The sequence below is a fragment of the Streptomyces sp. NBC_00310 genome, from assembly GCF_036208085.1.
Taxonomy (GTDB): Bacteria; Actinomycetota; Actinomycetes; order Streptomycetales; family Streptomycetaceae; genus Streptomyces.
In genome coordinates this window covers 5,041,604-5,057,135 of record NZ_CP130714.1, presented here as the reverse complement: position 1 = coordinate 5,057,135, position 15,532 = coordinate 5,041,604, and the positions used below count along the sequence as shown (strand labels likewise).

The following is a 15,532-nucleotide window of genomic DNA, read 5'->3' as shown; positions in this document are numbered from 1 at the left end:
AGGCCGGATGGCGGCGCGCCGTGCCGTGCTCGGGGCGGGCAGCGGCGCGCCGCCGGTCGACCAAGGCGCCCAGGGTTCTGGGACCTTGAGGCCTTGGGGTTCTGCGGTTCCGGGATTCCGCGGTTCCCGGGTGTTACAGGATGGCGATCGGGGCCACCGGTGTGCCCGTCGCCCCGACGAACGGCTCGGGCATCGCCGAGAGCAGGAAGTCGTACCGCCCAAGTTGTCCACAGGCTGTGGACAACTTTTCCAGATTCCAGTTCTGTCCCTGCGGCATGCCCATCTCGACCAGGTCGAGCGCGTGCACCGGAAGCCACAGGTCCTCGATCTCCGGCGGGAAGATCTCGAACGTCAGGGTGTCATTGGCGACGGCCGCGACATCACGCGCGTGGAACCACTCCGGGGTGCGCAGGGACAGCCCCGGGGACGGGAACGCGTACGCGTGCTTGTCGCCGGCGAGGTAGACCTGGATCTGACCGGTGCGGACGAGGACGATGTCGCCCGCGCGGACCCGGGTGCCCGCCAACTCCTCGGCCGCGTCCAGGTCTTCGGGGGTGACGGCGTGGTTGCCGGGGAGGCGGTCGGTACCGAGGCCCAGGGCGCGGGGGACGTCCAGCAGGACACCGCGCGAGACGATGTGCCGTGCCTTGTCGATCCCGGCGAAGGCCGCGCCGCCGTGCGGGGTGATGGTGGCCGCGGGGCGGCCGTTGTAGATCCGGCCCGAGTGCGAGACATGGGTGAGCGCGTCCCAGTGGGTGGCCGCCTGGAGCCCCATTGTCACGGCGTCGTCGCTGCACGCGACCGTGCCCGGGCCGAAGATCTCCTGGTTGATCTGCACCATCGCGTGCAGCGGGTTCACCCGGCCCGGCATCATCCCCGTCTGCACGCCGTCCTGCTGGAGGGGCAGCGCGAGCGGGACGCGGTGACCGGAACGGACCGAGGCGGCGGCCTCCCGTACGACCTCGTCGGTGATCAGGTTGAGGGTGCCGATCTCGTCGTCCGCCCCCCAACGCCCCCAGTTGTTCACGCGCTTGGCGATGTCCGTGAACGCGGCGAACTCCGTGGGTGATGACATCGGGGCCTCCCCGGGGCTTGTGGTGGCGTATCCGACGGGTCGTAGAATCGCCGTGCGAGCAAATCTAACGGTCCGTCAGAAACCGCGTTGAGGGGAAGGGGCCGGGGTGGGAAACTTCTTGGCAGGCAAGGTCGTCGCCGTCACCGGAGCGGGGCGGGGGATCGGCCGGGCGGTCGCCCTCGGCGCCGCCGCCGAGGGCGCGCGGGTCGTCGTCAACGACTACGGCGTCTCCGTCGACGGCTCCGAACCCACCAGTTCCGTCGCCGAGACCGTCGTCAAGGAGATCGAGGCGGCCGGGGGCGAGGCGGTCGCCGTCGCCGACGACGTCTCCACGATGGCCGGCGGCCAGCGGGTCGTGGACACGGCGGTCGAGGCGTACGGGCGGATCGACGGGGTCGTGTGCGTCGCCGGGATCCTGCGGGAGCGGATGCTGTTCAACATGGCCGAGGAGGAGTGGGATCCGGTGATCGCCACGCACCTCAAGGGCACGTTCACGGTGTTCCGGGCCGCGTCCGCCGTCATGCGCAGGCAGCGGGCCGGGACCTTGATCGGGTTCACGAGCGGCAACCACCAGGGATCCGTCTCGCAGGCCAACTACAGCGCGGCCAAGGGCGGGATCATCTCGCTGGTGCGGAGCGCCGCGCTGGGCCTGCACCGGTACGGGGTGACCGCGAACGCGGTGGCGCCGGTCGCCCGTACCCGGATGTCCGCCGGTGTCCCGATGGAGCTGACCGAGATCGGTGAGCCGGAGGACGTGGCCGCGTTCGTGGTGTACCTGCTGTCGGACCGGGCTCGGGAGGAGCGGATCACCGGGCAGGTGTACACGGTGGCCGGGCCGAAGATCGCGGTGTGGGCCCAGCCGGGTGAGCTGCGCTCGGCGTACGCGGACGGGGGCTGGACTCCGGAGCGGATCGCGGAGGTGTTGCCGGGGGCCGTGGGGGTGGATCCGATGCCGATGCTGGAGCGGGTGGAGGCGATGGCTCGGGCCGCCACCTCTGGAGAACGGCCGAACGCCTGAGGGGGTGGGGGTTGGGGGTGCGTCGGCGGGTGCGGGTTCGTTGTGGTTGCTCGCGCAGTTCCCCGCGCCCCTGAAAAGCAGGGGCTGCGCCCCGTGCTTTTCGGCCCGCCGCCTCGCCGCCCAGTCGCCCTGCAGGCCCGCAGGGGCCTGGTCTTCAGGGGCGCGGGGAACTGCGTGACCGGCCCCCACTCACCCGCAGTCAACGAACGCACCCGCTTGTCGCGTCGGTACCGGCTCACCGTGGAGGTGGCATGGACTTCGGGTTCAGCGCAGAGGACGAGGCGTTCCGGGCGGAAGTGAGGGTCTGGTTGGGGGCGCACGCCGGGGTGGGGGAGGACCGGCGCGCCTGGGAACGGACGCTGGGGGCCGCCGGTTGGATCGGGCTCGGGTGGGCCGAGGGCGGGTACGGGAACCGTACGGCGAGCCTCGTCCAGCAGGTCGTGTGGGCCGAGGAGTACGCGCGGGCCGGGCTCCCGGCCAGGTCGGGGCACATCGGCGAGAAACTGCTCGCGCCGACGCTGATCGCCTTCGGAAGCGAGGAGCAGAAGGGGCGGTTCCTGCCGACGATCGCGCGTGGTGACGAACTCTGGTGCCAGGGCTACAGCGAACCGGGGGCCGGGTCGGATCTCGCCGGGGTGCGGACCAGGGCGGAGCGCGCGGGGGACGGGTCGTACCGGATCACCGGGCAGAAGATCTGGACCTCGCTCGCCCACGAGGCCGACTGGTGTTTCGTGCTGGCCCGTACCGAGGCGGGGTCCGGGCGTCACCACGGGCTGTCGCTGCTGCTCGTTCCCATGGACCAGCCGGGGCGGATCGAGGTGCGGCCGATCCGGCAGATGACCGGGACGAGCGAGTTCAACGAGGTGTTCTTCGACGGGGCGCACGCCCGCGCGGAGCACGTCGTCGGAGGCGAGGGAAACGGCTGGCGGGTCGCCATGGGACTCCTCGGCTTCGAGCGGGGGGTGTCGACCCTCGCCCAACAGATCGGTTTCGAGGAGGAGTTGAGGGACGTCGTACGGGCCGCCGCGGGCAGCGGGGCCGTGGACGATCCCGTCGTACGCGATCGGCTCGTACGGCAGTGGGCCGAGCTGCGGGTGATGCGGTGGAACGCGCTGCGGACGCTGGGCGGTTCGGAGGGTGGTCCGGGGTCGGGGTCCGGGTCCGGGTCGGGGTCGGGGTCGGGGTCCGGTGCGGGGCGCGGGGGTGTGGAGCCCGGCGCGCCGAGTGTGGCCAAGTTGCTGTGGGGGCGGTGGCATCGGCGGCTCGGGGAGCTGGCGATGGAGGTGCGGGGCGCGGACGCCGTGGTGGGGCCGCGGGAGTGGTCGGCGGAGGAACCGTACGCACTCGATCCGTTCCAGCAACTGTTCCTGTTCAGCCGGGCCGACACCATCTACGGCGGTTCCGACGAGGTGCAGCGCACGATCATCGCCGAGCGGGTGCTCGGTCTGCCGAGGGAGCCGAGAGGCTGAGAGGTGGAGCCATGCGCGGAGTGGTGTTCGACGGCGAGCGGGCCGAGGTCGTCGATGATCTGGACGTACGGGAGCCGGGGCCCGGCGAGGTCCAGGTGGCCGTCTCGGCCGCCGGGCTCTGTCACAGCGACCTGTCGGTGGTGGACGGGACCATCCCCTTCCCCGTTCCCGTGGTGCTGGGGCACGAGGGGGCCGGGGTCGTCGAGGCGGTGGGCGCGGGGGTCGGGCATGTCCGTCCCGGGGACCATGTGGCCCTGTCCACCCTCGCCAACTGCGGGGCCTGCGCCGACTGCGACCGGGGGCGGCCGACCATGTGCCGTCGGGCGATCGGGCGGCCCACGCGGCCGTTCTCGCGCGGCGGGCGGGAGGTGTTCCAGTTCGCCGCGAACTCCGCCTTCGCCGAGCGGACCGTCGTCAAGGCCGTGCAGGCCGTACGGATACCGCGGGACGTTCCGCTGACCTCCGCCGCGCTGATCGGGTGCGGGGTGCTGACCGGGGTGGGGGCGGTGCTCAACCGGGCGCGCGTCGACCGGGGGGACGGTGTCGTCGTGATCGGGGCCGGGGGGATCGGGCTCAACGTCGTGCAGGGCGCGCGGATCGCCGGGGCCACGCGGATCGTCGCCGTGGACGCCAATCCGGAGAAGGAGGCGGTGGCGCGGCGGTTCGGGGCCACGCACTTCCTGACGTCGGTGGAGGGGGTGCGGGACGTCCTTCCCACCGGCGCCGACCACGCGTTCGAGTGCGTCGGCCGCGTCGAACTCATCCGCCAGGCCATCGATCTGCTGGACAGGCATGGCCAGGCGGTACTGCTGGGCGTGCCGGCCGCGACCGCCGAGGCGTCCTTCCTCGTCTCCTCCCTCTACCTGGACAAGTCCATCCTGGGATGCCGGTACGGCTCGTCCCGCCCGCAACGGGACATCGCCCTCTACGCCGACCTGTACCGGGAGGGCCGACTGCTCCTGGACGAGCTGGTCACGGCCACGTATCCGGTGGAGGACTTCGCGAAGGCGGCTCAGGACGCGGGGGAGGGGCGGGTGGCACGGGCGGTACTCACCTTCTGATCACCCGGTGGGCAGGCTTCGGGGCAGCGGCGGCACGGTGGCCCCGGCGGTCCTGAACGTCCGCCGATACGCCGTCGGGGTCACCCCCAGTGCCCCCTGCAGATGCTGCCGCATCGACTGGGCCGTGCCGAAGCCCGCGTCGTGGGCGATCTGGTCGATGGTCAGGTCGGTGGACTCCAGGAGGTGACGGGCCCGTTCGACGCGTTGCCGGGTGAGCCACTGACCGGGGCTGATGCCGACCTCCTCGCGGAAGCGGCGCGTGAACGTGCGGACCGACATGGACTCCCGCTCGGCCAGGTCGCGGAGCTGGATCGGTTCGTGGAGGCGCCCCAGGGCCCACGCGCGGGCGGCGGTCGTGGTCGCGGCCTGCGGCTCGGGCAGCGGCCGCCGGATGTACTGGGCCTGCCCGCCGTCCCGGTGCGGCGGTACGACCGTACGCCGGGCCACGTCGTTGGCGACGCCGGTGCCGTGGTCGCGTCGTACGAGATGCAGGCACAGGTCGATCCCGGCCGCGACGCCCGCCGAGGTGAGGACGTCGCCGTCGTCGACGAAGAGGACGTCCGCGTCGACCCGGACCTTCGGGAAGAGCCGCTGGAAGTGCTCGGCGTGGTACCAGTGCGTGGTCGCCGGGCGGCCGTCGAGGAAGCCCGCCGCGGCCAGGACGTAGCCGCCGGTGCAGATGGAGACCAGCCGGGTGCCGGGGCGGATGTGGGCGAGGGCGGAGGCCAGTTCGGGGGTGAGGACGCCGTCCTCGTAGACCGGGCCCAGCTCGTACGCGGCGGGGACGACGACCGTGTCGGCGGTGGCGAGGGTCTCCGGGCCGTTCGGGACGAGGACCGCGAAGTCGGCGTCCGTCTCCACCGGGCCGGGCGGCCGGATCGAGCAGGTGACGATGTCGTACAGCGGACTCCCCGCCGCGTCCCGCGCCTTGCCGAAGATGCGCTGCGGAATGCCCAGCTCGAAGGGGAGCAACCCGTCGAGGGCGAGGACCACGACGCGGTGGCGGGTGGGCCGGGCGGTGCCTGCGGTGGTGCGCTCGGGGGTGGGTTCGGGGGAGCGCTCGGGGGCGGGTTCGGCGGTGGGCTCTGCGGCATGTTCGGCGGTGGGCTCTGCGGGCATGGCCCGATCCTAATGAATGCTGTCCTCCCGGCCACTCGTCCGGGATGACCGCAGCTCGGAAGCTTGACGGCATGACCCAGACAGCCGACGACGCCCCGAACGCCGCCGACGCCCCTTCCACGGACCCCGCCGACCCCGCCGAAGCCCGGAGCGCCGCCGCTCCTCACCACCCGGTGGAGGCCGGCCCCCGTACCGGCCGTACCCGTATCCACCGCGCCTGGTTCGTCGCCGCCGTCACCTTCGTGACGATCATCGGGGCGGCGGCCTTCCGTTCGCTGCCGGGTCTGCTGATAGATCCGTTGCACGAGGAATTCGACTGGTCGCGCGGCACGATCGCGTCGGCGGTCTCGATCAACCTGGCGCTGTACGGCCTGACGGCCCCCTTCGCCGCCGCGCTGATGGACCGCTTCGGGATCCGCCGGGTCGTCGCGGTCGCGTTGACGGTGATCGCGCTCGGCGCCGGTACGACGGTGTGGATGACCTCGGCCTGGCAGCTGATGCTCTGCTGGGGCCTGCTGGTGGGGCTCGGCTCCGGTTCGATGGCGCTGGCCTTCGCGGCGACCGTCACCGACCGCTGGTTCACCGAACGGCGCGGCCTGGTCTCGGGCATCCTGACCGCCGCCTCGGCGTCCGGGCAGCTGATCTTCCTCCCCCTGCTGTCGTGGATCGTCTCCGAGCGCGGCTGGCGGCCCGCCTCCGTCACGGTCGCCCTCGCCGCCCTGGCCGTCGTCCCCTTCGTCTGGCTGCTGCTGCGGGACCATCCGGCGGACGTGGGCCTGAAGCCGTACGGGGCCAAGGAGTTCGTGCCGAAGCCGGGGCCGGTGCCGGGGGCGGCGCGGCGGGCCGTGGCGGTGCTCTTCTCGGCGGTGCGGACGGGGCCGTTCTGGCTGCTCGCCGGCACGTTCGCGATCTGTGGCGCCTCCACGAACGGCCTCATCCAGACCCACTTCATTCCCGCGGCCCACGACGAGCACATGCCCGTCACGGCGGCGGCCTCGCTGCTGGCCGTCATCGGGGTCTTCGACGTCCTCGGCACGATCGCCTCGGGCTGGTTCACGGACCGCTTCGACGCGCGGCGGCTGCTGGCGGTGTACTACGCGTTCCGGGGCATCTCGCTCCTCTTCCTCCCGATCCTGCTGGGTCCCGCCGTGAATCTCCCGATGATCTTCTTCATCGTCTTCTACGGCCTCGACTGGGTGGCCACCGTCCCGCCCACCATGGCCCTGTGCCGTGAGCACTACGGCGCCGACAGCGCCATCGTCTTCGGCTGGGTCCTCGCCTCCCACCAGGTCGGCGCCGCCCTCGTCGCCTTCCTCGGCGGCCTCGCCCGCGACACCTTCGGCTCCTACGACGTCGTCTGGGTCGCCTCGGGCGGGCTGTGCGCGGCGGCGGCGCTGATGGCGCTGGTGATCAGGCGGCGGCCGGTGGGGAGCGCGGGGGCGGCCTGACCCGTCCCACGGATCCGGCGGGCCCCTCGACGCGGCGTCTCAGCCGGCGCGGTCGAGCGGTTCGAAGCCGACGTGGAGGCGCATGCCGAGGGCGACGGCGAACCGTTCGAGGAGGGGAAGCGTGGGCATGGTCCCGCCCGCCTCGAACCGCGCCACGGCAGGCTGCAGCATCCCCGCTCTCTGTGCGAGTTGTGCCTGCGTCATACCCAGCGCCTCGCGCCGCTCCCGGACCGTCCGGCCCAGTTCGAAACGGATCCGCGCGGCGTCGTACGCCTCTCGCCCCTCCGGTGAGGCGAGGGCTTCGTCCCGCAGGTCGTTCCAGCTTCCGCGCTCACTCATGCATCACACCTCGTCCACTGTGTGCCGTTCCTCGACGCGGCGCGCCATGGCCCGCCGGGCGCGGACGATCTCCGCGGTCTCGCGCATCCGCCGCTTGCGGAACGCCGTCAGCAAGATGATCCGGCGCCCGGAGGCGATCCAGTAGGTGATGCGGACCGCGTCGAGTCCAGATGGAAGCGCCGCTCCCGCAGTTTGCCGTCCAACTCGCGCGAGTACGGCTCGGTGAGCAGCGGGCCGCGAACCGCGAGCAGGTCGACGTAGAACGCGACCGTACCGCGATGCCCGGCGGACAGCCCGGGGAGCCACTGTTCCGCCTCCGGCTCCAGCTCTACTCCACCCCACGTCATAACAGCGACGTTATGAACAGGCTAGCCGGTGGGTCCGCGGTTTGCGCGGCGTTCACGCGAAGGAGTGTCCCCGGTCCTGCTGTCAGGCCCTGAGCTCCCCGAACCGTCCCCGGTGGAACAGCAGCGGTGGCACGGCTTCGCCGTCCGTGCCCAGTGCCTCCACCCGGCCCACCACGATCAGGTGGTCGCCGCCGGTGTGTACGGCGTGGATCGTGCAGTCGATCCAGGCGGCGGCGCCGGTGAGGCGGGGGGAGCCCGTGGCGGGGGCCGGGTCGTGGGCGACACCGGCGAACTTGTCCGCGCCGCTCACCGCGAAGCGACGGCACAACTCGCTCTGGTCCGCGCCGAGTACGTTCACGCAGAAGACGCCCGCGCGGGCGATCCGGGGCCAGGTCGTCGACGTACGGCCGACCATGAACGCGACCAGCGGCGGGTCCAGGGAGAGGGAGGAGAAGGACTGGCAGGCGAAGCCGGCGGGGTGGTCGTCAGGGTGCTCGGTGGGGAGTTGGGTGGGGAGTTCCGTGGGGTCAGGGTCGGGGTCGGAGTCGTCGGCCGCCCGGGTCGGTGCCGGTGCTGGTGCTGGTGCTGGTGCCAGTGCCAGTGCCAGTGCCGGTGCGGTGATCACCGTGACGCCTGTCGCGAAGTTCCCCAGGACCCGCCGGAATGTGGCCTGGTCGACCGGCGCGCGCTCGTTCTCGCCGACGCAGCGCAGGTCGGGGCGGGGCAGCGCCTCGACGACCGGTTGCGCGATCGTCGTCCCGGGGCGCCTGTCCGCCGCGTCCGTCGCGGCCGCCCTGCTGCCCGTGTCCGCCTTCAGGTAGCGGACGGCGGCGGCTGCCATACCCGCGTGTCCCATCACGACGTCCATTGAAACTGACGGTCCGTCAGAAGTGAAGCCCCGCACCCAGGGCTTCTGGGAGCTCCCGGAGGCTTCTTACGGGCTCTCCCGGCCCGTCAGCGGCCCTCGTAGTGCGGTGTCCGTCGCTCCACGAAGCTCGCCACGCCCTCCTGGGCGTCCCGCGTCGTCATGTTGATCTCCTGGGCGGCGGCCTCGGCGGCGAAGGCGGTGGCGCGGTCGGTGTCGAGGGAGGCGTTGACCAGGTGTTTGGTCAACGCCAGGGCGCGGGTCGGGCCGGCGGCGAGGCGTTCGGCCCACTCGCGGGCCGTCTTCTCCAGGTCCTGGGCGGCGACGACACGGTTGACGAGACCGAGGCGCTCCGCGTCGGCCGCGGACAGGGCGTCGCCGAAGAACATCAGCTCCTTCGCCCGCTGGGGGCCGACGAGGCGGGGGAGGAGATACGCGCCACCCCCGTCGGGGACGAGGCCGCGCCGTACGAACACCTCGATGAAACGGGCCTCTTCGGCCGCCAGCACGAGGTCGCACGCGAGGGCGAGATGCGCGCCGATGCCCGCCGCCGTGCCGTTCACCGCCGCGATCACCGGCTTCTCGCAGTCGAGCACGGCCGAGATGAGGCGCTGGGCGCCGAGCCGGATGGTGCGCGCCACGTCGCCCGCGAGTCGCTCCCCGCCGCTCGCAGCCGCGCCCCGCAGATCCGCCCCCGCGCAGAATCCGCGGCCCGTCGCGGTGATGACGACCGCGCGTACGGAGGGGTCGGCGGAGGCGTCGGAGAGAAGGCGGATGAGGTGTTCCCGCTGGTCGGGGGTGAGGGCGTTCATCGCCTCGGGGCGGTTGAGCGTGATCCACGAGACGGCGTTGTCAGTGCCGTGCCGTATCAATGAGTCACGGGATTTTTCGGGATGTTCAAGGGGGGAAGCGGACATGTGGGTGCTCCTGTTTTTACGGGGAGTGATGGATGTCCTCGGTGTGCGGGATGTCCTCGGTGTGTGGGATGTTCTCGGTGTGCGGTGGCGCTCAGCGGCACACCGCCAGCGCGTCCAACGCCACGGCCCCCTGCCCCCTCGGCAGCACCATCAGCGGGTTGATGTCCAACTCCGCGATCTCGTCCCCGAGTTCGAGCGCCATGCGCTGCACGCGGAGCACGACCTCCACGAGGGCGTCCACGTCGGCCGGGGGAGCCCCGCGCACGCCGTCCAGCAGGGCCCGCCCGCGCAGTTCGGCGAGCATGGCGTGGGCCTGGTCCTCGGCGAAGGGGGGCACGCGCACGGCGGAGTCGCGGAGAACCTCCACGAGGACCCCGCCGAGGCCGACCGTGACCGTCGGCCCGAAGAGGTCGTCGTGGGTGACGCCCACGACCATCTCCACGCCCCGCTCGACCATCTGGCAGACCAGCACCCCGTCGAGGGAGACGTCCTCGTAGCGGGCGATGTCGGTCAGGTCGCGATAGGCGTCGCGGATCTGGCTCGCGGAGGTCAGGCCGACCTTCACCAGGCCGAGTTCCGTCTTGTGGGCGATGCGGGCGCCGGACGCCTTCATCACCACGGGGTAGCCGACGAGGCTCGCCGCGCGGACGGCCGCCGCCGCGCTCGTCACCAACTGCTCGCGCGGCACACGTATCCCGTACGCGCGCAGCAGCTGCTTGGCCGCGTGCTCGCTCAGCTGCTGCCCCGGCCGCATCAGTGCCTTCGCCTTGCGGAAGGAGGGGGAGGGGGAGCGTGGCGCCTCGTCGAAGGGGGAGCGGTAGGCGCTGGTGAAGCGGGTGTGGTCGAGGTGGGCGCGCACGGCCGTGATGCAGTTGGCGAAGGTACGGAAGGTTGCCACCCGGGACGACCCGAGCAGTGTCTCGCGGTACGCGGCCTCGGTGCCCACCGGCGACCCCCACACCACGCACACCAGCTTGTCCGTCCGCTCCGCCGCGGCCACCAGGTCCTGGGCGAGCTTGTCGCTCATGGGCGGGAAGGGGCCGGTGATGGGACAGATCAGCACCCCCACCGCCGGGTCGTCGAGGATCGCGTCGAGGATGCGGGGGCCGCGCCAGTCGCCCACGGGGTGGCCGCCGTTGTCGACGGGGTTGGCCACGTTCAGATAGCCGGGAATCCACTGGTGCAGCTCGGCCTGCTTGGCCTCGGAGAGCGTGGGCAGGGGCAGGCCGGCCTCGGTGGCCAGGTCGGCGAAGTGCGCGCCCGTGCCGCCCGAGATCGAATAGACGACGACGCCCTCCGCCCTCGGGGCGGCTGGGCCCGGGGTGGTCGAGTACGGGGTGCGAGGCCGTCGCGCCCGCGCCAACAGGGTGGCGGTGTCCTGGAGTTCGTCGAGTCCGTCGACGCGTATCACGCCGAACTGCCGCATCGCCGCGTCGACCACCGCGTCCGCGCCGGTCAGCTTGCCGGTGTGGGAGGCGGCGGTGCGGGCGCCGGTCTCGGTGCGGCCGACCTTGACGGCGACGACGGGGACACCGCGCCGGGCGGCCCGGTCGGCGGCGAGGAGGAAGGCGCGGCCGTCCTTGAGGCCCTCCACGTATGCGGCGATGGCGCCCACCTCGGGGCGTTCGGCGAAGTAGGAGATGAAGTCGGCGGTCTCCAGATCGGCCTCGTTGCCGGTGGGGGCCCAGTGGGAGAGGCGGATGCCGAGTTCCTGGAGGGAGAAGACGGGGCGGCCCTGGTGGCCGGACTGGGTGATCAGGGCGATCGCCGGGCCGTCCAGGTCGTCGCGGAAGCGCTCGAAGGCGTTGAGGTTGGTGTTGGGGCCGAGCAGCCGCAGACCGTCGGCGCGGGCCACGGCGGCGGCCAGCCGCTCCTGCGCGGCGGCGCCCTCCGCGCCGGTCTCGGCGAAACCGGAGGCGAAGGCGACGGCGAACTTCACCTTGGCCTCGGCCAGTTCGTCGATCAGGGGGAGGGGATCGGAGACGAGCAGGACGGCGAGGTCGACCTGTTCGGGCAGGTCGGCGACGGAAGGGGCGCAGGGGATGCCGAAGACCGACTCACGCGTGGGGTGCACGGGATGGAGCCGGGCGCCGACCCGTTCGGACCAGGCGAGCAGTTGCCGGGTGATCCCGGTGTTCGGCCGGCCTTCCGTGTCCGAGGCGCCGACGACGGCCACGGATTCCGGCCGGAAGAAACGGTCCAGATCGGGGACGTCGGCGTACAGCGGACGTCCGCTGACGTCCAGGTCGCCGGCCTCGGCGGGCCTGCCGTGCACGGCCTGTGCGGGGTGCTCGCCGCACGCGATGGCCCGGGCCCGGCGGGAGTCGGTGGTGAGGGTGCCGTGGGTTGATCCAAGCATCGGTCCGCCCGCTCCTGTGTGACAGCCAATTCAGTGACGTGACGCGTTCACGTATCTGACGACACGTCAGATGTCAGACTACTGAACTGACGCTGCGTCAGGAATGGGTGTGCGAGCAAAGTTACGCGGCAGTAAGGAGGTTGTACCCGCGCGGGGCGGGGGTCAGACGTAACGGCCGCGTCCGTTGGCGACCGTCCCGTGTCGGCGACCGCGTCCGTCCGCGGCCGCGTCCGGTGTCACCGCCCCGCGTCCCGCGCCCGGCGCCCCGCGTCCCGCGTCCCGCGTCCGGTGCCCCGCGTCCCGCGCCCCGCGTCCGGCGCCCCGCGTCCGGCGTCCCGCGCCCCGCGTCCCGCGCCCGGCGCCCCGCGTCCCGCGTCCCGCGTCCGGTGCCCCGCGTCCCGCGCCCCGCGTCCGGCGCCCCGCGTCCGGCGTCCCGCGCCCCGCGTCCCGCGCCCGGCGCCCCGCGTTTGCTCAGCGTGTGGTGCGGATCCGTATGGTGACCGCGTCGCGGGTGGCGACGCCGCCCGTCTTCGCGACCGCCTTGGCGATCTTCTCGGCGTCGAGGGCGAGTTCGCGGAACATGCCGCTGATGGGGTTGGTGAAGCCGGTGAAGTAGAGACCGGGGGCGTTCTTGGGGGAGCGGGCCCCGTGCACGACGGGCTTCCCCCGCTCGTCGAGCACGTCGAGGTGCCCGACGAGCCCTTCCAGGGCGCGCCGGTAGCCGGTGGCGGCGATCACGGCGTCCGTCTCGACGCGGGTGCCGTCGCCGAGGACGACCTTGCCGTCGTCGAACCCCTCGACCGGGCCGACGATCTCGACCTTCCCCTTCCGTACGGCGTCGACGAGCCCGACGTCCTGCACGGGAATGGAGCCCTCGTTCACCCGGGAGTAGAGGCCGGTGTCGGGCCGGGGCAGGCCGTGTGCCGACAGGTCCGGCACGCTGAGTTTCGCCACCGGCCTGGCGAGCCGGTCCACGAGGGTGACGGGCAGCCGCCGTACGAGGACGGCCGTGTACTGGGCCGCCCACCCGGCGGTCGAGCGGCGCACGATGTGCGGGGCCGTCCGCACCGCCAGCCGTACGCGCGCGGCCCCGCCCTCGACGAGGTCGACGGCGATCTCGGCGCCGGTGTTGCCGATGCCGACGACCAGGACGTCACGGCCGGCGTACGGCTCGGGGTTGCGGTACTCGGAGGCGTGCACCAGGTCGCCGGCGTACACGTCCCGACCGGGCCAGTCGGGGAGGTGGGGTGTGTGGTTGTAGCCGGTGGCGACGACGACCGCGCTGCCGGTCAGCTCGCGGCCGCCGGTGGCGTGCAGCAGCCAGCCGGTGCCGTCCGCGCTCCGCTCGACGCGGGACACCTCGACGCCGGTGACGATCTCCAACTGGTGCACCTCGGCGTACTTCTCCAGGTACCGCACCACGTTGTCCCGCGCCACCCACCGGCCGAAGCGGCGTGGCATGGGCAGTCCGGGCAGCCCCGACAGCCGCCGGGTCGTGTGCAGGTGCAGCCGGTCGTAGTGCCGCCGCCAGGACGCGCCGACCCCGTCCGCCTTCTCCAGCACCACGGCCCGCACGCCCTGGGCCCGCAACGCGTACGCGACGGCCAGCCCTCCGGGGCCGCCGCCGATCACGTAGACGGGGCGGTCGGAGACAGGTGTCGCGGAAGCTCTGGAGTCGGCCATGTGCCCGAGCGTATTCACGCCCTCACTTGATGGGTCTCAGTCAAGCCCGGAATTGGTTGCGGATTGATCACGGGTGTAGGAGACGTGGGTGGGATCTGTGGCGTAGGCCCCTTGGAATGTGGGGGAGGGGTGGTGGGGGACGTGGTGACGGCGAGGTCCGGCCGTGGTCAGGGATTGGCGACCCTGGGGCTCGCGGCCAGGGGATTCCCGCGGGCTCCAGTCAGTAAGGAGTACACTCCTTAGGGGTGTACTCCTAAGGAGGAGTCGTGAAGCGTCAGGCGGGGACGGCCAAACCGCCCCACGTGTTCGACCGTGGGCCCGAGTGGGAGGCGCTCGTCGCCTTCGTGAACCGACCCCTGCCGCAGGCCATGCTCGGGGTGGTCAGCGGTCGGCGCCGGATGGGTAAGACGTATCTGCTGAGGGCCCTCGTCGAACAGCGCGGGGGCTTCTACTTCGGGGCCACGGCGGGTACCGCCACGGAGTCGCTTCGTCAGTTCAGCGCCGCCCTGGCCGAGCACGTGGGTTCCCCGGCGTCCTTCTCCTTCGCGACGTGGGACGACGCCATCTCCTTTCTCTTCGGCCTGGCGTCCCCGGACGAAGAAGGAGCGGACGAGGCACCCTCGCGTCTCGTCGTCATCGACGAGTTCCCCTATCTGGTGAAGGTCGCCCCCGAACTCCCCTCCCTCATACAGCGCGAGATCGATCGTCATCAGACGCGGGCGAGCCGTATGCGGCTGCTCCTCTGCGGTTCGGCGATGTCGGTCATGGGCGGGCTGCTGGCGAGCACGGCGCCCCTCCGGGGCCGGGCTCAGCTCGAACTTGTCGTGAGGCCCTTCGGATATCGGGCCGCCGCGGAGTTCTGGGGCGTGGCCGAGGACCCCGCTCTCGCGGCCCGACTGCACGCCGTCGTCGGCGGTACGCCCGCGTACCGCCGCCAGTTCCTGGCGGACGACGTTCCCGAAAGCCTGCGCGCGTTCGATGACTGGATCTGCCGTACGGTCCTCTCGCCGTTCAGCCCGCTCTTTCGTGAGGCGCGCTACCTGCTCGCCGAGGAGGCCGACATCCGGGACACCGCCCTGTATCACTCGGTCCTGGCCGCTGTGGCGCAGGGCAACTCGACGCGTGGTGGCATCGCCGGATACATCGGCCGCAAGTCCGTGGACATCTCGCACCCGCTCAACGTCCTGGAGGACAGCCATCTCCTGGTGCGGGAGTCCGACGTCTTCCGGGCGGGCAAGTCGCAGTACCGCATCACCGAACCGCTGATCAACTTCTACGAGGCCGTCATGCGTCCCGCTTGGGCCCGGCTGGAGAGTGGCCAGGCGGCGGAGGTGTGGGGGCAGGCGGCCGAGCGGTTCGCGGCGCAGGTGGCCGGACCGCACTTCGAGGCGGTCTGTCGTGAGTATGTGATCGGGCCGGGGCGCTCGTTGCTCAGTACTTCGCTGGGGGAGGTCGGCAGCGGCGTCGTGACCGACTCCGCGGAGCGTCGGCAGTTGCAGGTCGATGTGGCTGTCGCCGAGCCGGGTTCCGGGGGGCGGCGGCCCTCTGTCGGCCTCTTGGGAGAAGCGAAATGGGGCACCGTGATGGGAGTCGGTCACCTGGAGCGGTTGAGCCGGGCCCGCGAGGTGCTCGCCGGGCGGGGCTATGACACGGACCGCTGCGGGCTGGCCTTCTTCAGCGCCGCGGGATTCAGTGACGCGCTGCGCACCGAGGCCGAGCGGGGCGGCGTGCTGTTGGTCGGTCTCGACGAGCTCTACGGCCGTGCCATGCCGATCGGGTTCGTGTCCTAGGTGCCGTCGGCCCGCCCGGGTCTCTTGCGCATTCATCCCTGT

At 72.1% G+C, this 15,532-nt stretch carries 13 protein-coding genes; 5 read left to right on the top strand and 8 right to left on the bottom strand.

The features are described from left to right. Positions 1-133: 133 nt before the first annotated feature. Entirely contained in the window at positions 134-1,075 is a 942-nt protein-coding gene (locus tag OG202_RS22085; RefSeq protein ID WP_326581988.1) for a cyclase family protein, read from the bottom strand. 106 nt (positions 1,076-1,181) lie between these two features. On the opposite strand from OG202_RS22085, the gene OG202_RS22080 reads away from it, so the two are divergent. The 3 genes from OG202_RS22080 to OG202_RS22070 all read left to right on the top strand — a co-directional run bounded on the left by OG202_RS22080 (position 1,182) and on the right by OG202_RS22070 (position 4,623). Continuing rightward, entirely contained in the window at positions 1,182-2,093 is a 912-nt protein-coding gene (locus tag OG202_RS22080) for an SDR family NAD(P)-dependent oxidoreductase (protein ID WP_326581989.1), read from the top strand. A gap of 251 nt (positions 2,094-2,344) precedes the next feature. Next, a complete protein-coding gene (locus OG202_RS22075) occupies positions 2,345-3,562 on the top strand; it encodes an acyl-CoA dehydrogenase family protein (protein WP_328223398.1) in 1,218 nt (405 codons plus the stop codon). A gap of 11 nt (positions 3,563-3,573) precedes the next feature. After that, positions 3,574-4,623 (top strand): Zn-dependent alcohol dehydrogenase, encoded by a 1,050-nt coding sequence (locus OG202_RS22070; RefSeq protein ID WP_328223396.1) that lies wholly within the window; start codon positions 3,574-3,576, stop codon positions 4,621-4,623. Here OG202_RS22070 and OG202_RS22065 read toward each other — a convergent pair whose 3' ends face one another. Then, a complete protein-coding gene (locus OG202_RS22065; protein WP_326581992.1) occupies positions 4,624-5,742 on the bottom strand; it encodes a GlxA family transcriptional regulator in 1,119 nt (372 codons plus the stop codon). A gap of 71 nt (positions 5,743-5,813) precedes the next feature. Here OG202_RS22065 and OG202_RS22060 point away from each other — a divergent pair, with 71 nt between their 5' ends. Further along, positions 5,814-7,190 carry an MFS transporter gene (locus OG202_RS22060; protein ID WP_328223395.1) on the top strand — a complete coding sequence of 459 codons (1,377 nt, stop codon included), beginning with the start codon at positions 5,814-5,816 and terminating at the stop codon, positions 7,188-7,190. Between the two features lie 39 nt (positions 7,191-7,229). On the opposite strand, the gene OG202_RS22055 is transcribed toward OG202_RS22060, so the two are convergent. From OG202_RS22055 to OG202_RS22030, 6 genes are all read right to left on the bottom strand, one after another. After that, positions 7,230-7,529, bottom strand: coding sequence for a helix-turn-helix domain-containing protein (locus tag OG202_RS22055; RefSeq protein ID WP_327729115.1), 300 nt, complete (start codon positions 7,527-7,529; stop codon positions 7,230-7,232). A gap of 107 nt (positions 7,530-7,636) precedes the next feature. After that, positions 7,637-7,876 (bottom strand): hypothetical protein, encoded by a 240-nt coding sequence (locus tag OG202_RS22050; RefSeq protein WP_327729116.1) that lies wholly within the window; start codon positions 7,874-7,876, stop codon positions 7,637-7,639. Between the two features lie 82 nt (positions 7,877-7,958). After that, positions 7,959-8,717 (bottom strand): flavin reductase family protein, encoded by a 759-nt coding sequence (locus tag OG202_RS22045; protein WP_443052352.1) that lies wholly within the window; start codon positions 8,715-8,717, stop codon positions 7,959-7,961. 113 nt (positions 8,718-8,830) lie between these two features. After that, positions 8,831-9,658, bottom strand: a complete 828-nt coding sequence (locus OG202_RS22040) for an enoyl-CoA hydratase/isomerase family protein (protein WP_326581997.1) — start codon at positions 9,656-9,658, stop codon at positions 8,831-8,833. A 91-nt stretch (positions 9,659-9,749) separates the two neighbouring features. After that, positions 9,750-12,017: an acetate--CoA ligase family protein gene (locus OG202_RS22035; protein WP_327729119.1), complete on the bottom strand. Its 2,268-nt coding sequence runs from the start codon at positions 12,015-12,017 to the stop codon at positions 9,750-9,752. A gap of 471 nt (positions 12,018-12,488) precedes the next feature. Next, positions 12,489-13,700 carry a flavin-containing monooxygenase gene (locus tag OG202_RS22030; protein ID WP_327729120.1) on the bottom strand — a complete coding sequence of 404 codons (1,212 nt, stop codon included), beginning with the start codon at positions 13,698-13,700 and terminating at the stop codon, positions 12,489-12,491. Between the two features lie 266 nt (positions 13,701-13,966). On the opposite strand from OG202_RS22030, the gene OG202_RS22025 reads away from it, so the two are divergent. Beyond that, positions 13,967-15,490: an AAA family ATPase gene (locus OG202_RS22025; RefSeq protein WP_328223393.1), complete on the top strand. Its 1,524-nt coding sequence runs from the start codon at positions 13,967-13,969 to the stop codon at positions 15,488-15,490. The last annotated feature ends 42 nt before the right edge of the window (positions 15,491-15,532 follow it).